General features: G+C 73.8%; 14 protein-coding genes. 10 read left to right on the top strand and 4 right to left on the bottom strand.

The window, feature by feature from the left end; all coding sequences use genetic code 11:
• Window positions 1-50 precede the first annotated feature (50 nt).
• The 5 genes from ACNF49_RS46400 to ACNF49_RS46420 all read left to right on the top strand — a co-directional run bounded on the left by ACNF49_RS46400 (window position 51) and on the right by ACNF49_RS46420 (window position 6,594).
• The gene (locus ACNF49_RS46400) at window positions 51-1,025 is read left to right on the top strand and encodes a GNAT family N-acetyltransferase (RefSeq protein ID WP_482941711.1); all 975 of its coding nucleotides are present in this window, start codon (window positions 51-53) and stop codon (window positions 1,023-1,025) included.
• Window positions 1,026-1,051: 26 nt separating this feature from the next.
• Window positions 1,052-3,178, top strand: coding sequence for a glycoside hydrolase family 6 protein (locus ACNF49_RS46405; RefSeq protein ID WP_482941712.1), 2,127 nt, complete (start codon window positions 1,052-1,054; stop codon window positions 3,176-3,178).
• Window positions 3,179-3,286: 108 nt separating this feature from the next.
• On the top strand, window positions 3,287-4,597 hold the full coding sequence (locus tag ACNF49_RS46410; RefSeq protein ID WP_357979317.1) for an MFS transporter: 1,311 nt from the start codon (window positions 3,287-3,289) through the stop codon (window positions 4,595-4,597).
• Between the two features lie 9 nt (window positions 4,598-4,606).
• Entirely contained in the window at window positions 4,607-5,272 is a 666-nt protein-coding gene (locus ACNF49_RS46415; protein WP_357979315.1) for a response regulator transcription factor, read from the top strand.
• Entirely contained in the window at window positions 5,269-6,594 is a 1,326-nt protein-coding gene (locus ACNF49_RS46420; protein ID WP_357979313.1) for a sensor histidine kinase, read from the top strand. Before ACNF49_RS46415 ends, ACNF49_RS46420 begins: the two co-directional genes overlap by 4 nt.
• On the opposite strand, the gene ACNF49_RS46425 is transcribed toward ACNF49_RS46420, so the two are convergent.
• Window positions 6,585-7,484 (bottom strand): TAXI family TRAP transporter solute-binding subunit, encoded by a 900-nt coding sequence (locus ACNF49_RS46425; RefSeq protein ID WP_482941713.1) that lies wholly within the window; start codon window positions 7,482-7,484, stop codon window positions 6,585-6,587. The genes ACNF49_RS46420 and ACNF49_RS46425 overlap by 10 nt on opposite strands.
• A 26-nt stretch (window positions 7,485-7,510) precedes the next feature.
• Here ACNF49_RS46425 and ACNF49_RS46430 point away from each other — a divergent pair, with 26 nt between their 5' ends.
• Window positions 7,511-8,242, top strand: a complete 732-nt coding sequence (locus ACNF49_RS46430; RefSeq protein ID WP_357979309.1) for a Mut7-C RNAse domain-containing protein — start codon at window positions 7,511-7,513, stop codon at window positions 8,240-8,242.
• 324 nt (window positions 8,243-8,566) lie between these two features.
• Window positions 8,567-9,046, top strand: coding sequence for a hypothetical protein (locus ACNF49_RS46435; RefSeq protein ID WP_358011266.1), 480 nt, complete (start codon window positions 8,567-8,569; stop codon window positions 9,044-9,046).
• Between the two features lie 32 nt (window positions 9,047-9,078).
• On the opposite strand, the gene ACNF49_RS46440 is transcribed toward ACNF49_RS46435, so the two are convergent.
• Both ACNF49_RS46440 and ACNF49_RS46445 read right to left on the bottom strand, forming a co-directional pair.
• Window positions 9,079-9,318 (bottom strand): DUF397 domain-containing protein, encoded by a 240-nt coding sequence (locus ACNF49_RS46440; protein WP_357979305.1) that lies wholly within the window; start codon window positions 9,316-9,318, stop codon window positions 9,079-9,081.
• Entirely contained in the window at window positions 9,309-10,082 is a 774-nt protein-coding gene (locus ACNF49_RS46445; RefSeq protein ID WP_357979303.1) for a helix-turn-helix domain-containing protein, read from the bottom strand. Before ACNF49_RS46445 ends, ACNF49_RS46440 begins: the two co-directional genes overlap by 10 nt.
• Window positions 10,083-10,189: 107 nt before the next feature.
• Here ACNF49_RS46445 and ACNF49_RS46450 point away from each other — a divergent pair, with 107 nt between their 5' ends.
• Complete coding sequence (locus ACNF49_RS46450) at window positions 10,190-10,630, top strand: ATP-binding protein (RefSeq protein WP_357979301.1); 441 nt, start codon at window positions 10,190-10,192, stop codon at window positions 10,628-10,630.
• A gap of 1,102 nt (window positions 10,631-11,732) precedes the next feature.
• Here the strand turns inward: ACNF49_RS46450 and ACNF49_RS46455 are convergent.
• Entirely contained in the window at window positions 11,733-14,042 is a 2,310-nt protein-coding gene (locus ACNF49_RS46455) for a WD40 repeat domain-containing serine/threonine protein kinase (RefSeq protein WP_482941714.1), read from the bottom strand.
• Between the two features lie 79 nt (window positions 14,043-14,121).
• Here ACNF49_RS46455 and ACNF49_RS46460 point away from each other — a divergent pair, with 79 nt between their 5' ends.
• Window positions 14,122-16,689: an AfsR/SARP family transcriptional regulator gene (locus ACNF49_RS46460; RefSeq protein WP_482941715.1), complete on the top strand. Its 2,568-nt coding sequence runs from the start codon at window positions 14,122-14,124 to the stop codon at window positions 16,687-16,689.
• A gap of 210 nt (window positions 16,690-16,899) precedes the next feature.
• Window positions 16,900-17,373 carry a hypothetical protein gene (locus tag ACNF49_RS46465; RefSeq protein WP_357985337.1) on the top strand — a complete coding sequence of 158 codons (474 nt, stop codon included), beginning with the start codon at window positions 16,900-16,902 and terminating at the stop codon, window positions 17,371-17,373.
• The last annotated feature ends 3 nt before the right edge of the window (window positions 17,374-17,376 follow it).

The following is a 17,376-nucleotide window of genomic DNA, read 5'->3' on the forward strand; positions in this document are numbered from 1 at the left end:
GACGGTAAAACAGCTGGCAGGGGGCGCCGCCGATGCGATTGGCTGGACGGATGCACATCCAGCCAATCGACTTCGACCGGCCGGGCGAGCTGATGACGGGCCTGCACGACGCCTACCTGGCCGCCCACGCGCACGAGCCCGGCCCCAAGTTGTCACTCGCCCGCCTGTCCGTCATCGCCCGCCTGGGCGGCCCCGGCGACCAGGTCGAGACCTGGGTGACGACCGACGGCGGCAAGGTCGCCGGCGGCTACTCCCTGGCGCTGCACCAGTACGACAACCGGCACATGGGCTGGCTCTTCCCGCTCGTGGTCCGGCCCGAGCTGCGCGGCCGCGGCCTCGGCGGCGAGCTGTTCGAGCACGCCCTCGGCCGGATGCGCGCCCACGGCCGCACCCTGCTGCTCACCGAGACCCCCACCACCGGCGTCGGCGCCCGCTTCGCCCGTGCCCACGGCATGACGGTCGCCCTCCAGGAGGCCCGCCGCACGCTCGACCTGCGCACGGCCGACTGGGCCGCGCTGCGCGGCATGCTGCCCGAGGTGCCCGGCTACACCATCGAGCGGTTCGCCGGCCCGGCCGGTCCTGAGCTGCTGGCCGACCTCGCCACGCTGATGGGCGGCATGAACGACGCCCCGCGCGACGCCGACGTCGAGGACATGACCTTCAGCCTCGACCGCCTGCGCCTGCGCGAGGAGCGCGTCACGCTCGGCGGCGAGACCTGTTACACGATGATCGCCAGGCGCGACTCCGACGGCGCGCCCGCCGGCTACACCCGGATCTACCTCACCGCCGACCGCTCCGACGGCTGGGGCCACCAGGCCGACACCACCGTCCTGCGCGAGCACCGCGGCCATCGCCTGGGCCTGCTGCTCAAGCTCTCCAACCTGCTGTGGCTGCGCGAGCGCGAGCCGCACCTGGAGCGGATCATCACCTGGAACGCCACGTCCAACGCCCACATGCTGGCCATCAACGAGGCCATGGGGTTCGAGCTGCTCGACGAATGGGACGAGTGGCGGCTGACGGTCTGACCTTTCCCCGGCTAACCTGACACGTCATGACGTTGGAGGCGTTGAGGGACGCGGATCCACGGCAGGTGGGGCGCTACGCCCTCCTGGGCCGGCTGGGCGAGGGCGGCATGGGCGTCGTCTACCTGGGCGAGGACCCCGGCGGCACGCGGGTGGCCGTCAAGCTCATCCACGCCAGGATGGACGCCGACCCCGACTTCCGGCGCAGGTTCGCCCGCGAGGTGGCCGCGGCCCGGCGGGTCGCCCGCTTCTGCACCGCCCCGGTGCTCGACGCCGACGTGCACGCGGACGTGGCGTACCTGGTCACCGAGTACGTCGAGGGCCCCAGCCTGGACGACGCGGTGCGCGACTCCGGGCCGCTGAAGGGCTCCGCGCTCGACGGGCTGGCCGCGGCCATGGCGATGGCATTGCGGGCCATCCACGGGGCCGGGGTCGTGCACCGTGACCTCAAACCGTCGAACGTGCTGCTGTCCCAGGTGGGGCCCAAGGTCATCGACTTCGGCATCGCGCGGCTGGCGGAGTCGGAGATGAGCAGCGCGATCGTGGGGACGCCGTCGTACATGTCGCCCGAGCAGGTGGCGGGGTCGCGGGTCGGGCCGGCCTCGGACATCTTCTCGTGGGGCTGCACGGTCGCCTTCGCCGCCGGGGGGCGGCCGCCGTTCGGGTCGGGGTCGGTGCCGACGATCCTGTTACGCATCGTCAACGAGGCTCCCGAGCTGCGGGGGTTGTCGGGGCCGCTGCTGGACCTGGTGACGGCGTCCCTGTCCAAGAGCCCGGCCGCCCGCCCCACCGCCCAGGACCTGATCGACCACCTCAGCACCGCCACCCCCTCAGCCGCCGCCACACGACCTCCCGCCGGGCCGCCGGACACCCTCCCCCCTTCACCCCCCGAAGAGACGACGGCGGAGAAGCGGCGCCCGAACGCCACACCACCACCCCCCACCGGATCGCCGGACACCCTCCCCCCTTCACCCTCCGAGGAGACGACGGCGGGGAAGCGGCGGACGAGGCTGCTGGCCACGGCCGCGGCCGTCGTGGTGGCGGCCGCCGGCGTCACCACGGTCCTGCTGTGGCCCCACGACGACACCCCCGCGAGCAGCCGCACGGCCACCACCACGACACCGGCCACCACCTCGACAGCCCGCAACCCGCTGCGCGAGAACGGCGTCACCTTCTACTCCGAGAAGGAGAAGGCCGCCGCCCGCCAGGCCGCCGTCTGGCGGAAGGACCGCCCGGCCGACGCCGCGCTCATGGACCGGCTGGCCGCCGTCCCCCACGCCATCCGCCTGAACCAGCCCGAGGTCAGGGCCACGGTCGAGACCGCCGTGACCGCCGCGCAGGAGGCGGGCGGCGTGCCCGTGTTCCTGATCAACTACATGCCGGGCGGCGGCGACTGCGCCGCCACGGGCGCCGGCGAGATGAAGGTCTACCAGGAGTGGGTCAAGGGCGTCGCCCACCAGATCGGGGACCGCAAGGCCGTGATCATCCTGGAGCCGTCCAGCCTGGTCAACCTCCCCGGCACCAAGGACTGCACGTCTGCCGGCACGGCCGAGCAGCGCTACCGCGACCTGCGCGAGGCCGTGCGGTCGCTCAGGACCGGGCACGCCGGCACGGCCGTCTACCTCGACGGCAGCCAGGACCTCTACCCCGGCACCGAGGTCATGGCCCAGCGCCTGATCGGCGCGGGCATCGACCAGGCCGACGGGTTCTTCGTCAACACCGCCTCCTTCCAGCGCACCCCCAGGGCCGTCGAGTACGGCAAGTCGCTGTCGGCCTGCATCGCCGTCATGCGCAAAACCGGCGGCACCACCTGCCCGAAGGACGCCGACCCCGGCGGCGACCTGCCGCACTTCGTGGTGGACACGGCCAGGAACGGCCAGGGCTCGTGGTCGCCGACGAAGAAGTACAAGGACCCGCAGACCTGGTGCAACCCACCGGGCCGTGGCGTCGGCGAGCGGCCCACGACCGACACGGGCGACGAGCTGGCGGACGCCTTCCTGTGGATCACCCGGGCCGGCAGCTCCGGCGGACGGTGCCGGCGCGGCACGGACGGCGACAAGGACCCCGAGCGCGGCGTGGTGGCGCCGGAGAGCGGCGAGTGGTGGGCCGACCTGGCGCTCGAACGCGCGAGGAACGCCCGGCCCCCGTTGCGCTGAGGAGAACCCGATGTTAAGCGCACGTTAGATCTGAGCCGCCGCACCTTGTCCGAACAACCTTCTGGGGAGAGGCTCTGGCCTGCACCCACTCCCCCCAGGAGGTCCTACATGAACAAAGCGCGCGTGCCGTGGAAGGCAGTGATCGGCGGTTCCGTCGGCAATCTGGTCGAGTGGTACGACTGGTTCGTCTACAGCAGCTTCGCCGTGTACTTCGCCGCTTCGTTCTTCCCTGACGGGGACGACACGGCCAAGCTGCTCAACACCGCGGCCATCTTCGCCGTCGGCTTCTTCATGCGCCCGCTCGGCGGCTGGCTGCTCGGCCGCTACGCCGACCGCCGGGGCCGCAAGGCGGCGCTCACGCTCACCGTCACGCTGATGTCGGCCAGCGCGCTGCTGATCGCCGTCGCCCCGACGTACGAGTCGGTCGGTTACGCCGGCGCGCTGGTCCTGGTGGTCGCGCGGCTGCTCCAGGGCCTGTCGGTCGGCGGCGAGTACGCCGCCAGCGCCACGTACCTGACCGAGGCCACCCCGCGCGGCCGGCGCGGCTTCGCCTCCAGCTTCCAGTACGTCTCCATGACCGCCGGCCAGCTCGTCGGCCTCGGCCTGCAGATCATCCTGCAGAACACGATGTCGAAGGAGGCCCTGAACTCCTACGGCTGGCGCGTGCCGTTCGTGGTCGGCGCCCTGGCCGCCGCCGTCGTGTTCTACCTGCGCCGCAGCCTGCTGGAGACCGAGGCGTACGGCGAGGAGGAAGAGGAGCGCCGGGACAAGGGCACCATCAGGCAGCTCCTCGCGCACAAGAAGGAGGCGCTGCTGGTCATCGCCCTGACCATGGGCGGCACGGTCGCGTACTACACCTACACGACGTACCTCACCAAGTACCTGTCGAACACCGCGGGCCTGGCGAAGGAGACGGCCACGCTGGTCAGCTTCTGCGCGCTGTTCATCTTCATGTGCCTGCAGCCGCTGGCCGGGGCGCTGTCGGACCGCATCGGGCGCAGGCCGCTGCTGATCACGTTCGGGATCGGGTCGATGCTGGGGACGGTGCCGTTGATGACCGCGCTGGGCGGGGCGAGCGGCTTCGGGGGCGCGCTCGTCCTGTCGCTCGCCGGCCTGGTGATCGTCACCGGCTACACCTCGATCAACGCCGTGGTGAAGGCCGAGCTGTTCCCGACGCACGTGCGCGCGCTGGGGGTGGCGCTGCCGTACGCGATCGCGAACGCCCTGTTCGGCGGCACCGCCGAGTACGTCGCCCTGTGGTTCAAGGACAAGGGCATCGAGTCCGGCTTCTTCTGGTACGTCTCCGCCTGCGCCGCCGTCTCCCTGGTCGTCTACCTGACCATGCGCGAGACCCGCGACGCGGCGCTGTCCCGCAGCGAGGGCGCCGAGCCGTCGGATCCGGTCACCGCCCGCGTCTAACCTGGCACCATGCGGGTTCTCCTGGTCGAGGACGACGATCGCCTCGCCTCCGCGCTCACCACGGCGCTGGCCCGGCACGGCCATTCGGTCACCCGCGCCGGCCTGGCCGTCGACGCCCTCCGCCTGGCGGGGGGCGTCGACTTCGTGCTGCTCGACCTGGGCCTGCCCGACATGGACGGGCTCGACGTGCTGCGCCGGCTGCGCCGCGTCTCGGCGGTGCCGCTCATCGTGGTCACCGCGCGCACGCAGGAGCGCGAGGTGCTGCGCGGCCTGCGCTCGGGGGCCGACGACTACCTGGTCAAGCCGTTCCGCACGGTCGAGCTGATGGCCCGCATGGAGGCGGTGCTGCGGCGCGGCACGCGTCCGATGCCGGTGCGCGACCACGTGGTGTGCGTCGGCGACGTGCGCATCGACCTGGAGTGCAGGCAGGTCACGGTGGCCGGGCAGCCGGTGGCGCTGACCAGGCGCGAGTTCGACGTGCTGGCACTGCTGGCCCGCGAGCCGGGCGTGGTGCGCAGCCGGGAGGAGATCCTCGACGAGGTCTGGGGCGATCCGCTGCTGTCGGCGTCCCGGTCGCTCGACGTGCACGTGGCGGGGCTGCGGTCCAAGACCGGGCGTCCCGGGCTGGTGGAGACGTTGCGCGGCACCGGCTACCGGCTGGGTCCGGCGGGATGAACGCGCGTCTGGTGGTCACGTTCACCACGCTGATCGTCTTCCTGATCGCGGCGCTGGCGGTGCCGCTCGGCCTGGCCTACGCCTCCCACCGGACCAACCGCCTGCTGCTCGACCGGCGTGCCGACGCCACCCGCTTCGCCGAGCTGGCCGACGCCGCGGCCCGCGACGACGACCGTACGGGCCTGATCACCGAGGTCTCCCGCTACGCCGACCTGTACGGCGCGGCCGTCCGGGTGCGCGACCGCGACGGCTCGATCCTGGTCTCGGCCGGCCGGTTCGAGGCCGACGACCGGGAGGCGACCCGGCTCGCGCTGTCCGGCCGCACGACCGAGGACCTGCCCACGGTCAGCCCGTTCGGCCCGGCCACGGTGCTGCTGGCCGAGCCCGCCGGGCGTGACGCGCAGCTGTCTGGCGTGGTGCTGCTGGAGGCCCCGACCGGGCAGGCCCGGCTGGACGTGTCCCTGGTCTGGGGCGCGCTGGCGGCGGGGGCGCTGGTCGCGCTGGCCTGGTCGGCGCTGGCGGCCCGGCGGCTGGCCCGCTGGATCCTGCGGCCGGTGACCGAGCTCGACCGCACCACGCGGGCCATCGCGCAGGGTCAGCTCGACGCGCGGGCGCATCCCGGGGCGGGCCCGTCGGAGCTGCGGCGGCTGGAGGAGCGCTTCAACGCGATGGCCGACGCGGTCTCGGCCGCGATGGAACGGCAACGCGCGTTCGTGGCCGACGCCTCGCACGAGCTGCGCACCCCGCTGACCGTGCTCGGGCTGCGGCTGGAGAACCTGGAGCCGCACCTGCGCGAGGAGGGCACGGCCGAGTACGCCGAGGCGATGTCCGAGCTCGACCGGCTGGCGTTGCTGGTGGAGGACCTGCTGGCGCTGGCCAAGGTGGAGGCGGGCGCGGGTCTGGCGGGCAAGGAGGTCGTGCTCGGCGAGCGGCTGGCGGTGTGGCGCGAGGTCTACGCGGCCAAGGGCGTGTGCCTGGTGGCCGACGTCCCCGCGGGCGCGGTGGTGCCGGAGGCGGCGGCCAGGATCGCCGACATCGCCCTGGACAACGCCCAGAAGTTCGTCCCCGAGGGCGGCACGGTGACGGTCACGCTCGACGGCGAGGTGCTGCGCGTCGCCGACGACGGGCCGGGGCTGGGCGCGGAGGAGCGGGCCGAGGCGCTGGGGCGGTTCTGGCGGTCGGGGGCGCACGCGAACGTGCCGGGCAGCGGGCTCGGCCTGGCCATCGCCGCCGAGCTGGCCAAGGCGTGCGGGGCCACCCTGCGGCTGCTGCCCGCCGTGCCGCACGGGCTGGTGGTCGAGCTGGCCCTGGCTCAGCCGTAGACCGAGCGGTAGTAGCGGGCCGCGCCCGGGTGCAGGGGCACGACGCCGGTGCCGATGGCGTAACGCCTGTCGAGGCGGCCGCCGGGGGCCGAGGGGGCCTGGAGGCGGTCGCGGGCGCGGAAGAGCGTCTCGGTGACGGTGAAGGCCAGGTCGTCGGGGAGCGTCGTACGGCACATCAGGTAGCTCGGCGTGCCCACGGTCGGCACCTGCCTGGCCGGCCCGTACGCGCCGGCCGGCACGGCGGCGTGCTCGTAGACCGGCCCGTAGCGGCGGCGCAGCACCGGCACCAGCGACTCCAGCGGCACCAGCGCGATGTCGTCGAGCGCGGCGAGCGCGGGCGTCGGCACGCCGCCCGACCAGAAGAACGCCTCGATGCGGCCGGCGCGCAGCTCGGTGACGGAGGCGTCGAGGCCGAGCCTGGTGATCCGCGGCGGCGTGCGCAGCCCGGCGGCCGACAACACGCGCGTCGCGGTCACCGCCGTGCCCGACCCCTCGACCCCGATCGACACCGGACGTCCCGCCAGGTCGCCGACGCCGGTGATGCGCGCGCCCTCGCGGACGACCAGATGCACGTAGTTCATGTACATCCGGGCCAGCGCGGAGACCGGCTGGTGGCGCACCCTGACCGCGTCGTCGGCGCTGTCGGCCAGCGCGAACCCGACGTCGGCCCGGCCGCCGGCCATCATGGTGAGGTTCTGGACGCTGGCCGCGGTCTCCACCACCCGCACGGTCAGCCCGTCGTGCCGCAGCTCGCCCGCCAGCCGCTGACCGAGCACGCCGTACGGGCCGCCCGCCAGCCCGGTGACCAGCCGCAGCTCGGCGGGCCTGGCCGTGGAGCAGCCGGCCGCGAGCGCGGCGAGCCCGAGGAAGGCTCGGCGGGACATGGGCATGATTTCACGGTATCCGGTCCCGCAGAATGGACAGTGTGACCGAACGGGACGCACGCCTGCGCATCGCCGCCGAGCTGAGGATGTTCCTGCCCGTGAGCCGCCGGCGGGAGTGGCAGGAGGTGACCACCGACGGCACCTCGACGCTCGGCCACCACGTGGAGTCGCTCGGCATCCCGCTGACCGAGGCCGGCCCGATGGTGTCGGACGGCCGCGGCGTGGCCCCGTCCCACCTGCTCGTGCCGGGCGAGACGGTCGAGGTGCACCCGATGCCCCGGCCGCAGCCGCTGCCCGCCGAGCCGCGGTTCCTGCTCGACGTGCACCTCGGCACGCTGGCCCGGCGGCTGCGCCTGCTCGGCGTGGACACCGCGTACCACAACGACATGGACGACCCGGCGCTGGTGGTCCAGGCCAACGAGGAGCGGCGGGTGCTGCTCACCCAGGACCGCGGCCTGCTGCGCCGCCGCGCGCTGTGGCTGGGGGCCTACGTCCGCGGCTCGCGCCCCGCCGACCAGCTCCGCGACGTGCTCGAACGCTTCGAGCCGCCGCTGGCCCCCTGGACGCGCTGCACGGCCTGCAACGGCGTGCTCGTGCCGGTGTCGAAGGACGAGGTCGGGCCGCTGCTGGAGGCCGGCACCCGGCGCAGCTACGACGCCTACGGCCGGTGCGGCGACTGCGGCCAGGTCTACTGGCAGGGCGCGCACAGCGACAACCTTGAGGAGATCGTACAATCGGCGCGCATTTGGGCCAATAGCCACTGATTCCCTCTTTGAGAACGACCGTCAAGTTGATCTCAAAAACACCCTCGGCCGGGGTTACGCGGACGATCAAGGGTATGAGCAGGGGAAACGGCATCACCCGAAATAGGGTGCACGCCGACACCCTTCCACCCCGTTGAGCAAAAGACTCCAATTCGACGTTTATCCGGAAAAATTCGGACACGTCGCGTTTCCGCGTATCCATCTCGCGGCGCACGATCGGGGGAAATACCGCAAATGGCCAAGAATCGAAAGCTCGGCCACGGTGCCGGGCCCGCTCCTCGCGTATGGAGCGTCAGAAGGAAGTGGGCGACCGCCATTGTCGGCATGGCCACGACGCTGGTGGGCCTGCCCGGCGTCGTGGTGAAGTACAGCCAGGCGCAGAGCGAGCGGGAGACGCCCCGGCTCGTCATCACCGCACCCGTCACCGGCCCCGGGGCCACCGCCTCGCCGTGCCCGCTGGTGAGAGGCACCGCCACGCTGCCCGAGGGCACGACCCTGCTGATCGGCGTACGCCGCACGACCGGCACGCCGCGCACCAGACACACCCGCTTCTACCGCGTCGACACCGTACGGGCCTCCGGCCAGTGGGACGTGCCCGTCTCGCTCGAAGGCGGCGACCCCGCCATGGCCGGGGAGTGGTATTCGATCACCGCGCTCACCGTGCCGACCGAGTGGGCCGACTTCCTGGAGAAGGTCGGCGGCACCCCGGGCGATCCGCTGATGTCCGCGTCCGCGATGCCGCCGCACGTGGGCGAGACGCCCTCCATAGAGGTCCAGCGGGACGCCGGTCCGGCCACCTGCTGAACCCGGCTCTGAGCCTCGCCGTGCCCTCGCCGTCAGGCGCGGTCGAACTCGCTCGCCTTCACGCCCGCCACGAACGCGTCCCACTCGGCGGGCGTGAAGAACAGCTTGGGCCCGTCGGGGTCCTTGGAGTCACGCACGACGACCAGCTCGGCCTGCCCGCCCTTGTGCTCAGGGCCGCCAGGAACGTTCTTGAGCTCGGCGATCTCCACGCAGTTGCCGCCGTTGTCGCCGGAAAAACTGGACTTCTGCCACTGGGCATAGCTCAGGTCCATCGTTCCACCATGGCTTTCTTTATCGTTTCAAGGGACATGCTCAAGGGCAACGCCTCGGTACGGATGGCCTCGAACCGCTCCACGGCCGCCGAGACGTCCTCATGATCGCTCGTGGTGATGCCGCGCACCGCGGTTTCCGCGTACAACACCTCGGAGCCTCCGTCCAGGGTCGCGATCACGAAGCCACCCGTCAAGCCGGAGTGCAGCCCGTGCGGGAGGACCTGGATGCTGAGCCGCGGGGTGACCGCGTCGAGCAGCCGCCGGAGCTGACCCTTCATCAGCTCCGGCCCGCCGATGGGCCGGAACAGCACCGCCTCGTCGATGACGCAGCGCAGCGACGGAGGGTCGTCGCGGGCAAGGATCGCCTGCCTCTCCATGCGCGCCGCCACCGCGGCCTCGTTGCCGCGCAGCAGGGCGCGGGCGTACTGCTCGGTCTGCAGGAGGCCGGGCACCAGGAGCGGCTCGTAGGTGCGCAGGGTGAGCGCCGCCTGCTCCTTCTCGTGCCACTTGCCGAACCAGGAGGGGAAGATCTGGCCCTTGCGCCAGTCGAGCAGGCGGCGCAGGGCTCCACCGGTGCCGAGGGCCTTGTCGCAGGCCTCGGCGAACTCGGGGCTGGCCGGGAGCTGACCGGTCTCGACGCCGCTGATCAGGCCCTCGCTGAAATGGATACGCTCGGCGAGCTGCCCCTGTGTCAGGCCCGCCGACTTCCGGTAGTGCCGCAACTCCCTGCCCCAAATCGCCTGAGGCGCGTAGAAGTCGGCCACCCCGCCCTCCCCTCGCCCGGGTTCAACGCCAACGGCACGGACTTCAAAGTCCACTCCTTGCAATCAGGTCACTACCGACCGTAGTCATATGGCGTCACGCTGGCCACATGAAATCCGAAAGTCCCGCCGTGACGCTCGCCCACCGGCGGCCCCTGCCGGACACGGTCCTCGGCGAGCGGCGGATGCCCCGGCACCCCGGATGCGTCTCCTCCGTCCGGCGGTTCGTCCGCGACGTCGCCACGGATCACGAAGCGGCGGAGGCGGCCGTCGAGATCGCGCAACTGCTCGTCTCGGAGCTGGCCACCAACGCGCTCACCCACGACTCCTCGACCGAACCCGTCCGGGTCGTGGTGGTCAGGGAGGGCCGGCTGCTGACCGTGGAGGTCCGCGACTCGTGCGCGGCCCTCCCCCGGATGGGCCAGGCCGATCCGCTGGCCTGCCGGGGGCGGGGGCTGGCCATCGTCCATCGGCTGTCCTACGACTGGGGCTGGAACCCCGTGCCGCCCGGCAAGGCGGTCTGGTTCCAGGTCGTCGCCTGGACGTCCTAGCGGCACACGTCGAACGGCTCGACCCCCGGCAGGTACGTCCGCCACTCCGCCGCCGTGAGCGCGCGGCCGGCGCGGGCGCACACGGTCGCGGCCACATGCCGCCGGTCGAGGTCGTGCGTACGGAAGGCGCCGTCGTCGTCCAGGGTGTACAGCTTGGTGCCGTCGGCCGAGAAGCCGAGCCAGACGTTGTCGCCGGTCGACTCGGCCATCGCGTCGAACACGACCCCGACGTACCGCCGCGAGGCCACGTCCCACAGGCGGATCCGCGGGCCCTTCTCGTACGTGGCGATCAGCCGTCCGTCGGGCGACCAGACCGGCAGCGCGAACTGCTCCGCGCCCGGCACGCTGGGGAAGGCGCCGAGCATGGTCCGCAGGTCCCGGTCCCACAGCGTGATCCGGTCGGGATGCGAGAAGGCCACCTGACGGCCGTCCGGGCTGTAGGCGAAGGCGCCGCCGACCCGCCGGGCCTCGGCCCCCACCGGCAGCACGGTCCCGCCCGCCGGATCGTAGAGCCGCAGCTCAGGGCCTCCCATGAGCAGCCGCGAACCGTCCGGCGCGAAGCTCATGGGCCCGGCGCCCGTCACCTTCGTGGTCCGCGCCCGCGCGCCGGCGAGGTCATGCAGCTCCAGCGGCAGCTGTCCCTCGAACCTGGACGGCAGCACGGCCAGGGTGCGGCCGCCGGGGTCGAAGGCGAGCGCGTCGGCCTTCTCCGCCCCCTTCCCGGCCAGCCGGAACGCGTGTGTCTCCCGCCCGCTCAGGACATCGAGCACGCGGACGCGGGCGCCGTCGCCGTAGGCCAGCCGCGTACCGTCCGCGCTGAAGGCCATCGCCGAGCCGTCGCCCTTCCAGGAGATCGGACCGGCCAGACGGCGGCGGGTCGCCGGGTCGAGCAGTTCGAGCCGGTCGTCCCGCTTGACGGCCAGGACCCGGCCGTCCGGGCTCATCCGCAGGTCGGGCAGCTCATCGTCGAGCCGGGGATCGAACAGCGTGGAGACATCGACGGTGGAGACGCCGCCCGCCGCGTTCAGCAGGCGTACGGCCTTGCCCGCCAGGTCGAAGCGGACCTGCGTGACGCCGTCCGGCACCGGGAGCAGCAGTGCGGTCACCAGGCTGTCGCGCGGCCGCAGGGCGAGCAGGTCCGCCGGCCGCCAGGTGGCCACGTACCGGCCGTCGAAGACCAGGTCCGCGGTCTGGGCGTTCTCGCCTTCGAGCTCGTACTCGGTGGTGCCGGAGGGCAGCTCGTACAGGTGGACCTTGGGTTTGTCGTGGCGGGCCACGTCCTCGACGACCACGAGGGCACGGCCGTCGTCGCTGAACCTGGCCTCGACGGAGGTGCCGGTGCCGGGCAGCGCCGGCAGGTGCAGCCGCCGGCGGCGGCCCAGGTCCCACACCTCGGACCGGTCCTCGCCGTCGGCGACGAAGCCGTAGCGGCCGTCGGGGCTGACGCCGTTGAGTATCGCGCCGCCGGGGGCGGTGAGGGGGTGCGGGTGGCGACGTCCCACCATTGCTCGCCGTCGGAGCCGTACGGCACCGCGAGACGGCGGCCGGTGCGGTCGAACTCCAGCGCCCCGAACCCGCCCGCCCTGCTCGCGAACCGGCCGCCGAGGCGGCTGCCGGTGACGGTGTCCCACAGCCGCACGCCCTTGCCGTCCAGGGCGGCCAGGAGGCGGCCGTCGAGGCTCACGGCGACGCTCTGCACGCCCGCGCCGAGCCCGGCCAGCTCGTGCAGCTTCCGGCCGGTCGGGACGTCCCAGAGGCGGGCGGTGCCGTCCGTCACGGAGGCCAGGACGTGGCCGTCCGTGCTGAGCGCCTGCACGCTCCCCGCGTCCACGTACGGCGCCACGAACACGTCGGTGACGTGCTGGGAGCCCGCGTCGTACAGCGCGCCCGCCGTCTCGACCAGCGCCGGGGCCAGCCGCCAGGCCGCCACGGAGAGCAGGCCGGCCAGCGCGGGCTCCAGCTCGCGCAGCCCGGCGGCGCGCAGCGCCAGCTCCCTGGCCAGCGCCTCGTCACGTTGCCGGGCCGACTCCCTGCGCAGGTACTCCGCCGCGCCGAGCCCGCCCAGCGCCGCCACCAGCAGCACCGCCAGCACGGCCGCGAGCAGGCCGCGCCGCCGGGTGCGCCTGCGGGCCTGCCCGGCGGCGGCGTCCAGGAAGTCGCGTTCGCGGCCGGCCAGGGTGAGGTCCTTGCGTTCGGTGGCGGCCCACTGCAGCGTGCGGTCCAGGTTGGTGCCCTGGAGCAGGTCGGCGGGCTTGCGGCCGTGGCCGTCCCATTCAGCGGCGGCCTCGGCCAGGCGGCGGTGCACGGGCAGCCCCTCGCGGTTGCCCGCCAGCCAGTCGCGCAGCCGCGGCCACGCCTGCACCAGGCCGGGGGCGACCAGTTCGTACGCGCCACCGCCCGGCGCCAGGATGCCCGCCGAGACGAACACGGCGAGCATCGAGTCGACCGCCTTGGCCTCGGGCAGCTCCTCGCGCTCCACGGGACGCAGGCCGTCGTCGTCGAGCAGCCGCAGGAAGACCTCGGGCACGGCCGTCCGCTCGTCCTCGCTCAGCTCGCCGTAGAGCTCTTCGGCGATCGCCCCCAGATCGGGCCCGGCCCGCCCCCTCAGCTCCCCCGCCACGATCCCGCCACGGGCCAGGGGGTCGCCGGCGTCCCGGCGGGCGCCCTCGCCCAGCAGGCGGAGCAGCAGGTCCCCGGCGGCTGGACGGGCGTCGGGATCGCGGGCGGTGGCGGCCGACACCAGCGGGGCCAGCTCCTCCGGCAGCCCGGTGACGTCCGCCTCGAACTCCAGCACCCGGCCCACGACCGCCATCGGCTCGCCGGCCTCGACCGCGTCGCGCCCCCGCGCCGCGAACAGCACCACCATCCCCCACGCCCACACGTCGGCCGCCTCGGTGGCGGCGCGCCCGGTGAGCACCTCGGGCGCCATGTAGCCCGGCGTGCCCATGACCGGCCCGGTCGTGGTCGGCCCCACCTCCCTGGCCACGCCGAAGTCGATCACGCGCGGGCCGTCCGGACCCAGGATGATGTTGTCCGGCTTGAGGTCGCGGTGGACGATCCCGGCCTGATGGATGGCCGTCAGCGCGGTCGCGACGCCGATCGCCAGGCGGCGCAGCGCGTCCCCCTCGTACGCCCCCGCCCCCGCGGCCACCTCCCGCAGGCTCGGCCCCGGCACGTACTCGCTGACGATGTACAGCGGCGCGTCGTCCACCTGCGCCTCGATCACCCTGGCCGTGCAGAACGAGGCCACCCGCTGGGCCGCCGCCGCCTCCTTGACCAGCCTGGACCGCGACTCCGCGCTGTCGGACCTGGGCACCTTGACCGCGACGCGCTCCCCGGCCTCGCCGTACGCCTCGTAGACCACGCCCTGGCCGCCCGCGCCCAGCCGTGCGGCCAGCCAGTAACGCCCCAAGCGGTGAGGGTCGGACGAAATCAGGGGAGCCATCAGATGTGCCATTCTGATCGACATCTCCTCCGAAAAGGAAGGCCGCATGGAATTCCGCATCATGGGGCCGCTCGACGTCCGCGACGGCGGCCGTGATCGTACCCCCACGACCCCGAAGCACCGGGACCTGCTGGCGATGTTCCTGCTGAACGCGGGCCGCCCGCTGACCGTGGAACGGCTGCGCCGGCTGCTGTGGCCACGCGAGGGCGGCGACCGCTCCGACTCCCTCGTCCGCGGGTACGTGGGCCAGCTCCGCCAGCTCCTGGGCAAGGACGTGATCACGACCGTGTCCGGCTCGTACGTGCTGGCGATCGGCGCGCACCAGCTCGACGTCGACCGGTTCCGGCTGCTGGTCGACCGCGGCTCGTACGAGGAGGCGCTGTCGCTGTGGCGCGGCCCCGCCCTGGAGGACCTCGACCCCGACGGCGAGCGGTGGGAGGAGACCCGGCGCCTGCGCGAGGAGCTGGAGGAGCTGCGCCTGCTCGCCCTGGAACGCCGCGTCCAGGCCGACCTCGACGCCGGCCGCCACCGCGAGCTGCTGGCCGAGCTGAAACGGCTGACCAAGCAGCACCCGCTGTGGCAGCGCTTCCGCGGCCAGTACATGCTGGCCCTCTACCGCAGCGGCCGCCGGGTCGACGCGCTGGCCGCGTACGCGGTGCTGCGCGACCAGCTCGACGGCGGCCACGCCATCGAGCCCGACCCCGAGCTGCAACTGCTCTACCACCGCATGCTCCACGACGACGTGTCGCTGCACGTCTCGGCGGGCCCGCCGGTGCTGCTGCCGCCGGACATCGCGAACTTCACCGGCCGCGCCGACCTGCTCGACCGGGTGGTCGGCGGCCACGTCGTCGTGCACGGCCAGGCCGGCGCGGGCAAGTCGGCCCTGGCCGTGCACGCCGCCTGGCGGGCCCGCGAGTCCTTCCCCGACGGCATCCTGTACGCCGACCTGCGCGAGACCACGGCCCCCTCGGCCGTCCTGGAGGACTTCCTGCGCTGGCTCGGCTGCCCGGCCCAGGCCATCCCGGCCGGGCTGGAGCAGCGCGAGCGCCTGTTCCGCACCTACACGGCCAACCGCCGCCTGCTGGTCCTGCTGGACAACGCCGCCGGCGAGGCCCAGGTGCGCCCGCTGCTGACGTCCTGCCCGACGGTCGTGACCAGCCGCTCGTCGCTGGGCGGCCTGACCGGCGCCACCCGGCTGTCGGTCGGCGTGCTCGACCGGCAGGACGCGCTGGCCCTGCTCGTGGCCGGCTCCGGACGGCCCGCGGACGAGGCCCTGCACCGGCTGGCCCGCTTCTGCGGCGGCCTGCCGATCGCGCTGCGCATCGCCGCGTCCAGGCTGGCGGCCCGCCCGAACTGGACGGTGGACTACCTGGTGGGCCTCCTTGAGGACGAGCACAAGCGGCTCGACCGGCTGCACGCGGGCGACCAGACGGTCCGCAGCGTGTTCGCCATCGGCTACGAGGGCCTGCCAGAACCGGCCAGGCGGACGTTACGCGGCCTCGGCGCCCTGTCGGCCCCCGACTTCGCCGACTGGCTCACCGACCGGCTCGGCGGCGGCGCCGAGGCTCTGGTGGACGCCGGCCTGCTGGAGACGCACGGCGTGGACGCGGCCGGCCAGATCCGCTACCGCATGCACGACCTGACCCGGCTGTTCGCGCGCGAGCAGCCGCTGCCGGGCGTGCTGGCCGAGGTGTCGGAGCTCGTTCTGGCCCGGGTGCGGGCCTCGCGCTTCTCGCTGGTGTCGGGCGACCCCGGCACGGCCGTGGCGACCAGGGACATCAGGGAGTCGGTCGAGTGGCTGGACGCCGAGCGGCCGTTCCTGGTGAGCCTGGTGGCCGACCTGCACGCCGCCGGGCTCGACGAGCCGTGCTGGCGGCTGGCGCACCTGCTGGGGCCGTACCTGGAGCGGCACCGGTTCCTCGACGACTGGCGGGCGGTCTCGCAGCGGGCGCTGGAGTCCGCGCGGCGGGCCGGCGACGACCGGGGCGAGGCGCTCGTCCTGCTCGGCCAGGGCGACCTGCACCTGGCCGAGCGCGAATGGGACCTGGCGCACGAGAAGCTGCGCCTGGCGCTCGGCATGTTCCTGCGGCAGGGCCGCACCCGCGACGTCAACCACACCCGGCGCCGCCTGGGCCGGGTGCACCTGGAGCGGGACCGGCTGGAGGAGGCCGAGCGGGCGCTGCTGGCCTGCCTGGAGGCGGCCGACCACCAGCGGGACGCCGCCGACGCCGAGCGCGTGCTCGGCGCGGTGCTGCGCCGCGCGGGCCGGCTGGAGGAGGCCGCCGTGCACCTCCTGGCGGCCGTCGGGCACCTGACGGAGCTGGGCGACCGCCACCGGCAGGCCGACACCCTGCTCGACCTGGCCGCCGTCCGGCTGGCGCAGGGCGCCAAAGCCGACGCCAGGTCGGCCGCCGAACGTGCCAGGGGCATCGCCGTACGGCTCGGCGACCGCCTGCTGGACGCGTACGCGCTGCTGGCCCTGGCCGGGGTCAACCGGGCCGAGGGGGCCGCCGGGCGCGCCCGCGAGCTGGCCACGGCCGCCCTTGTGGTCTTCGACGAGACCGGCGACCGCCGTGCCGCCGCCAACGCCCGCGCCTTCCTGTCCACCCCCTGACCCCGCACCCCGCCCCCGCCGCTCCGCACCCCGCCGCTCCGCACCCCGCTGGCTCCGCACCCCGCCGGCCATCGCTCGGGCCCCGCCGGCCACCACCCGGTCCCCGTCGCCCCCCTTTTCAACCCCCGCCCGCCGCGGTGGGTGGCCGGCTTGGTGACGAGTCCGTCGCGTCGGGTGGTGACGGCCGGGGGCCCGGCTTACAGTGATCGTGTGGCCGATGACCTCAAGCCCGCCCGGACGACGTCCGCCCGCCGCGGCGCCGCGCTGGCCGTCGCCGTCGCGGCCGCCCTCCTGGTGCTCACCGCGATCATGCCCTGGGCCGGCATCGAGGCCCGCAGCGACCTGCTCGGCGGCGGCGTCTCCGACGACGTGCGCGGCATCGACGTCAGCACGGGCCTCTACACGCTGCTCGCCGGGCTGGCCGCGCTGGCGCTCGGCGTCACGGGCCTGCTGGGCGGCCGGCCACGCGTGGCGGCGCTGGCGGTGGTGCCGGGCGCGGTGGCCACGCTGCTGCTGGTGATGTTCGTCGCCGACCCGCAGCGCGTCGGCGACCGGCTCTCCATCGACCTGGGCCGGCTGCTGTCGATCGAGCCGGTCATCAGGTTCGGCTGGTTCGCCGCGCTGGCCTGCTCGGTCGCGATCGTCGTGTTGTCCGTGCTGGCCCTGGTGCGCCGCGCGCGCTGACCG

The organism is Actinomadura sp. ATCC 39365, assembly GCF_054392275.1.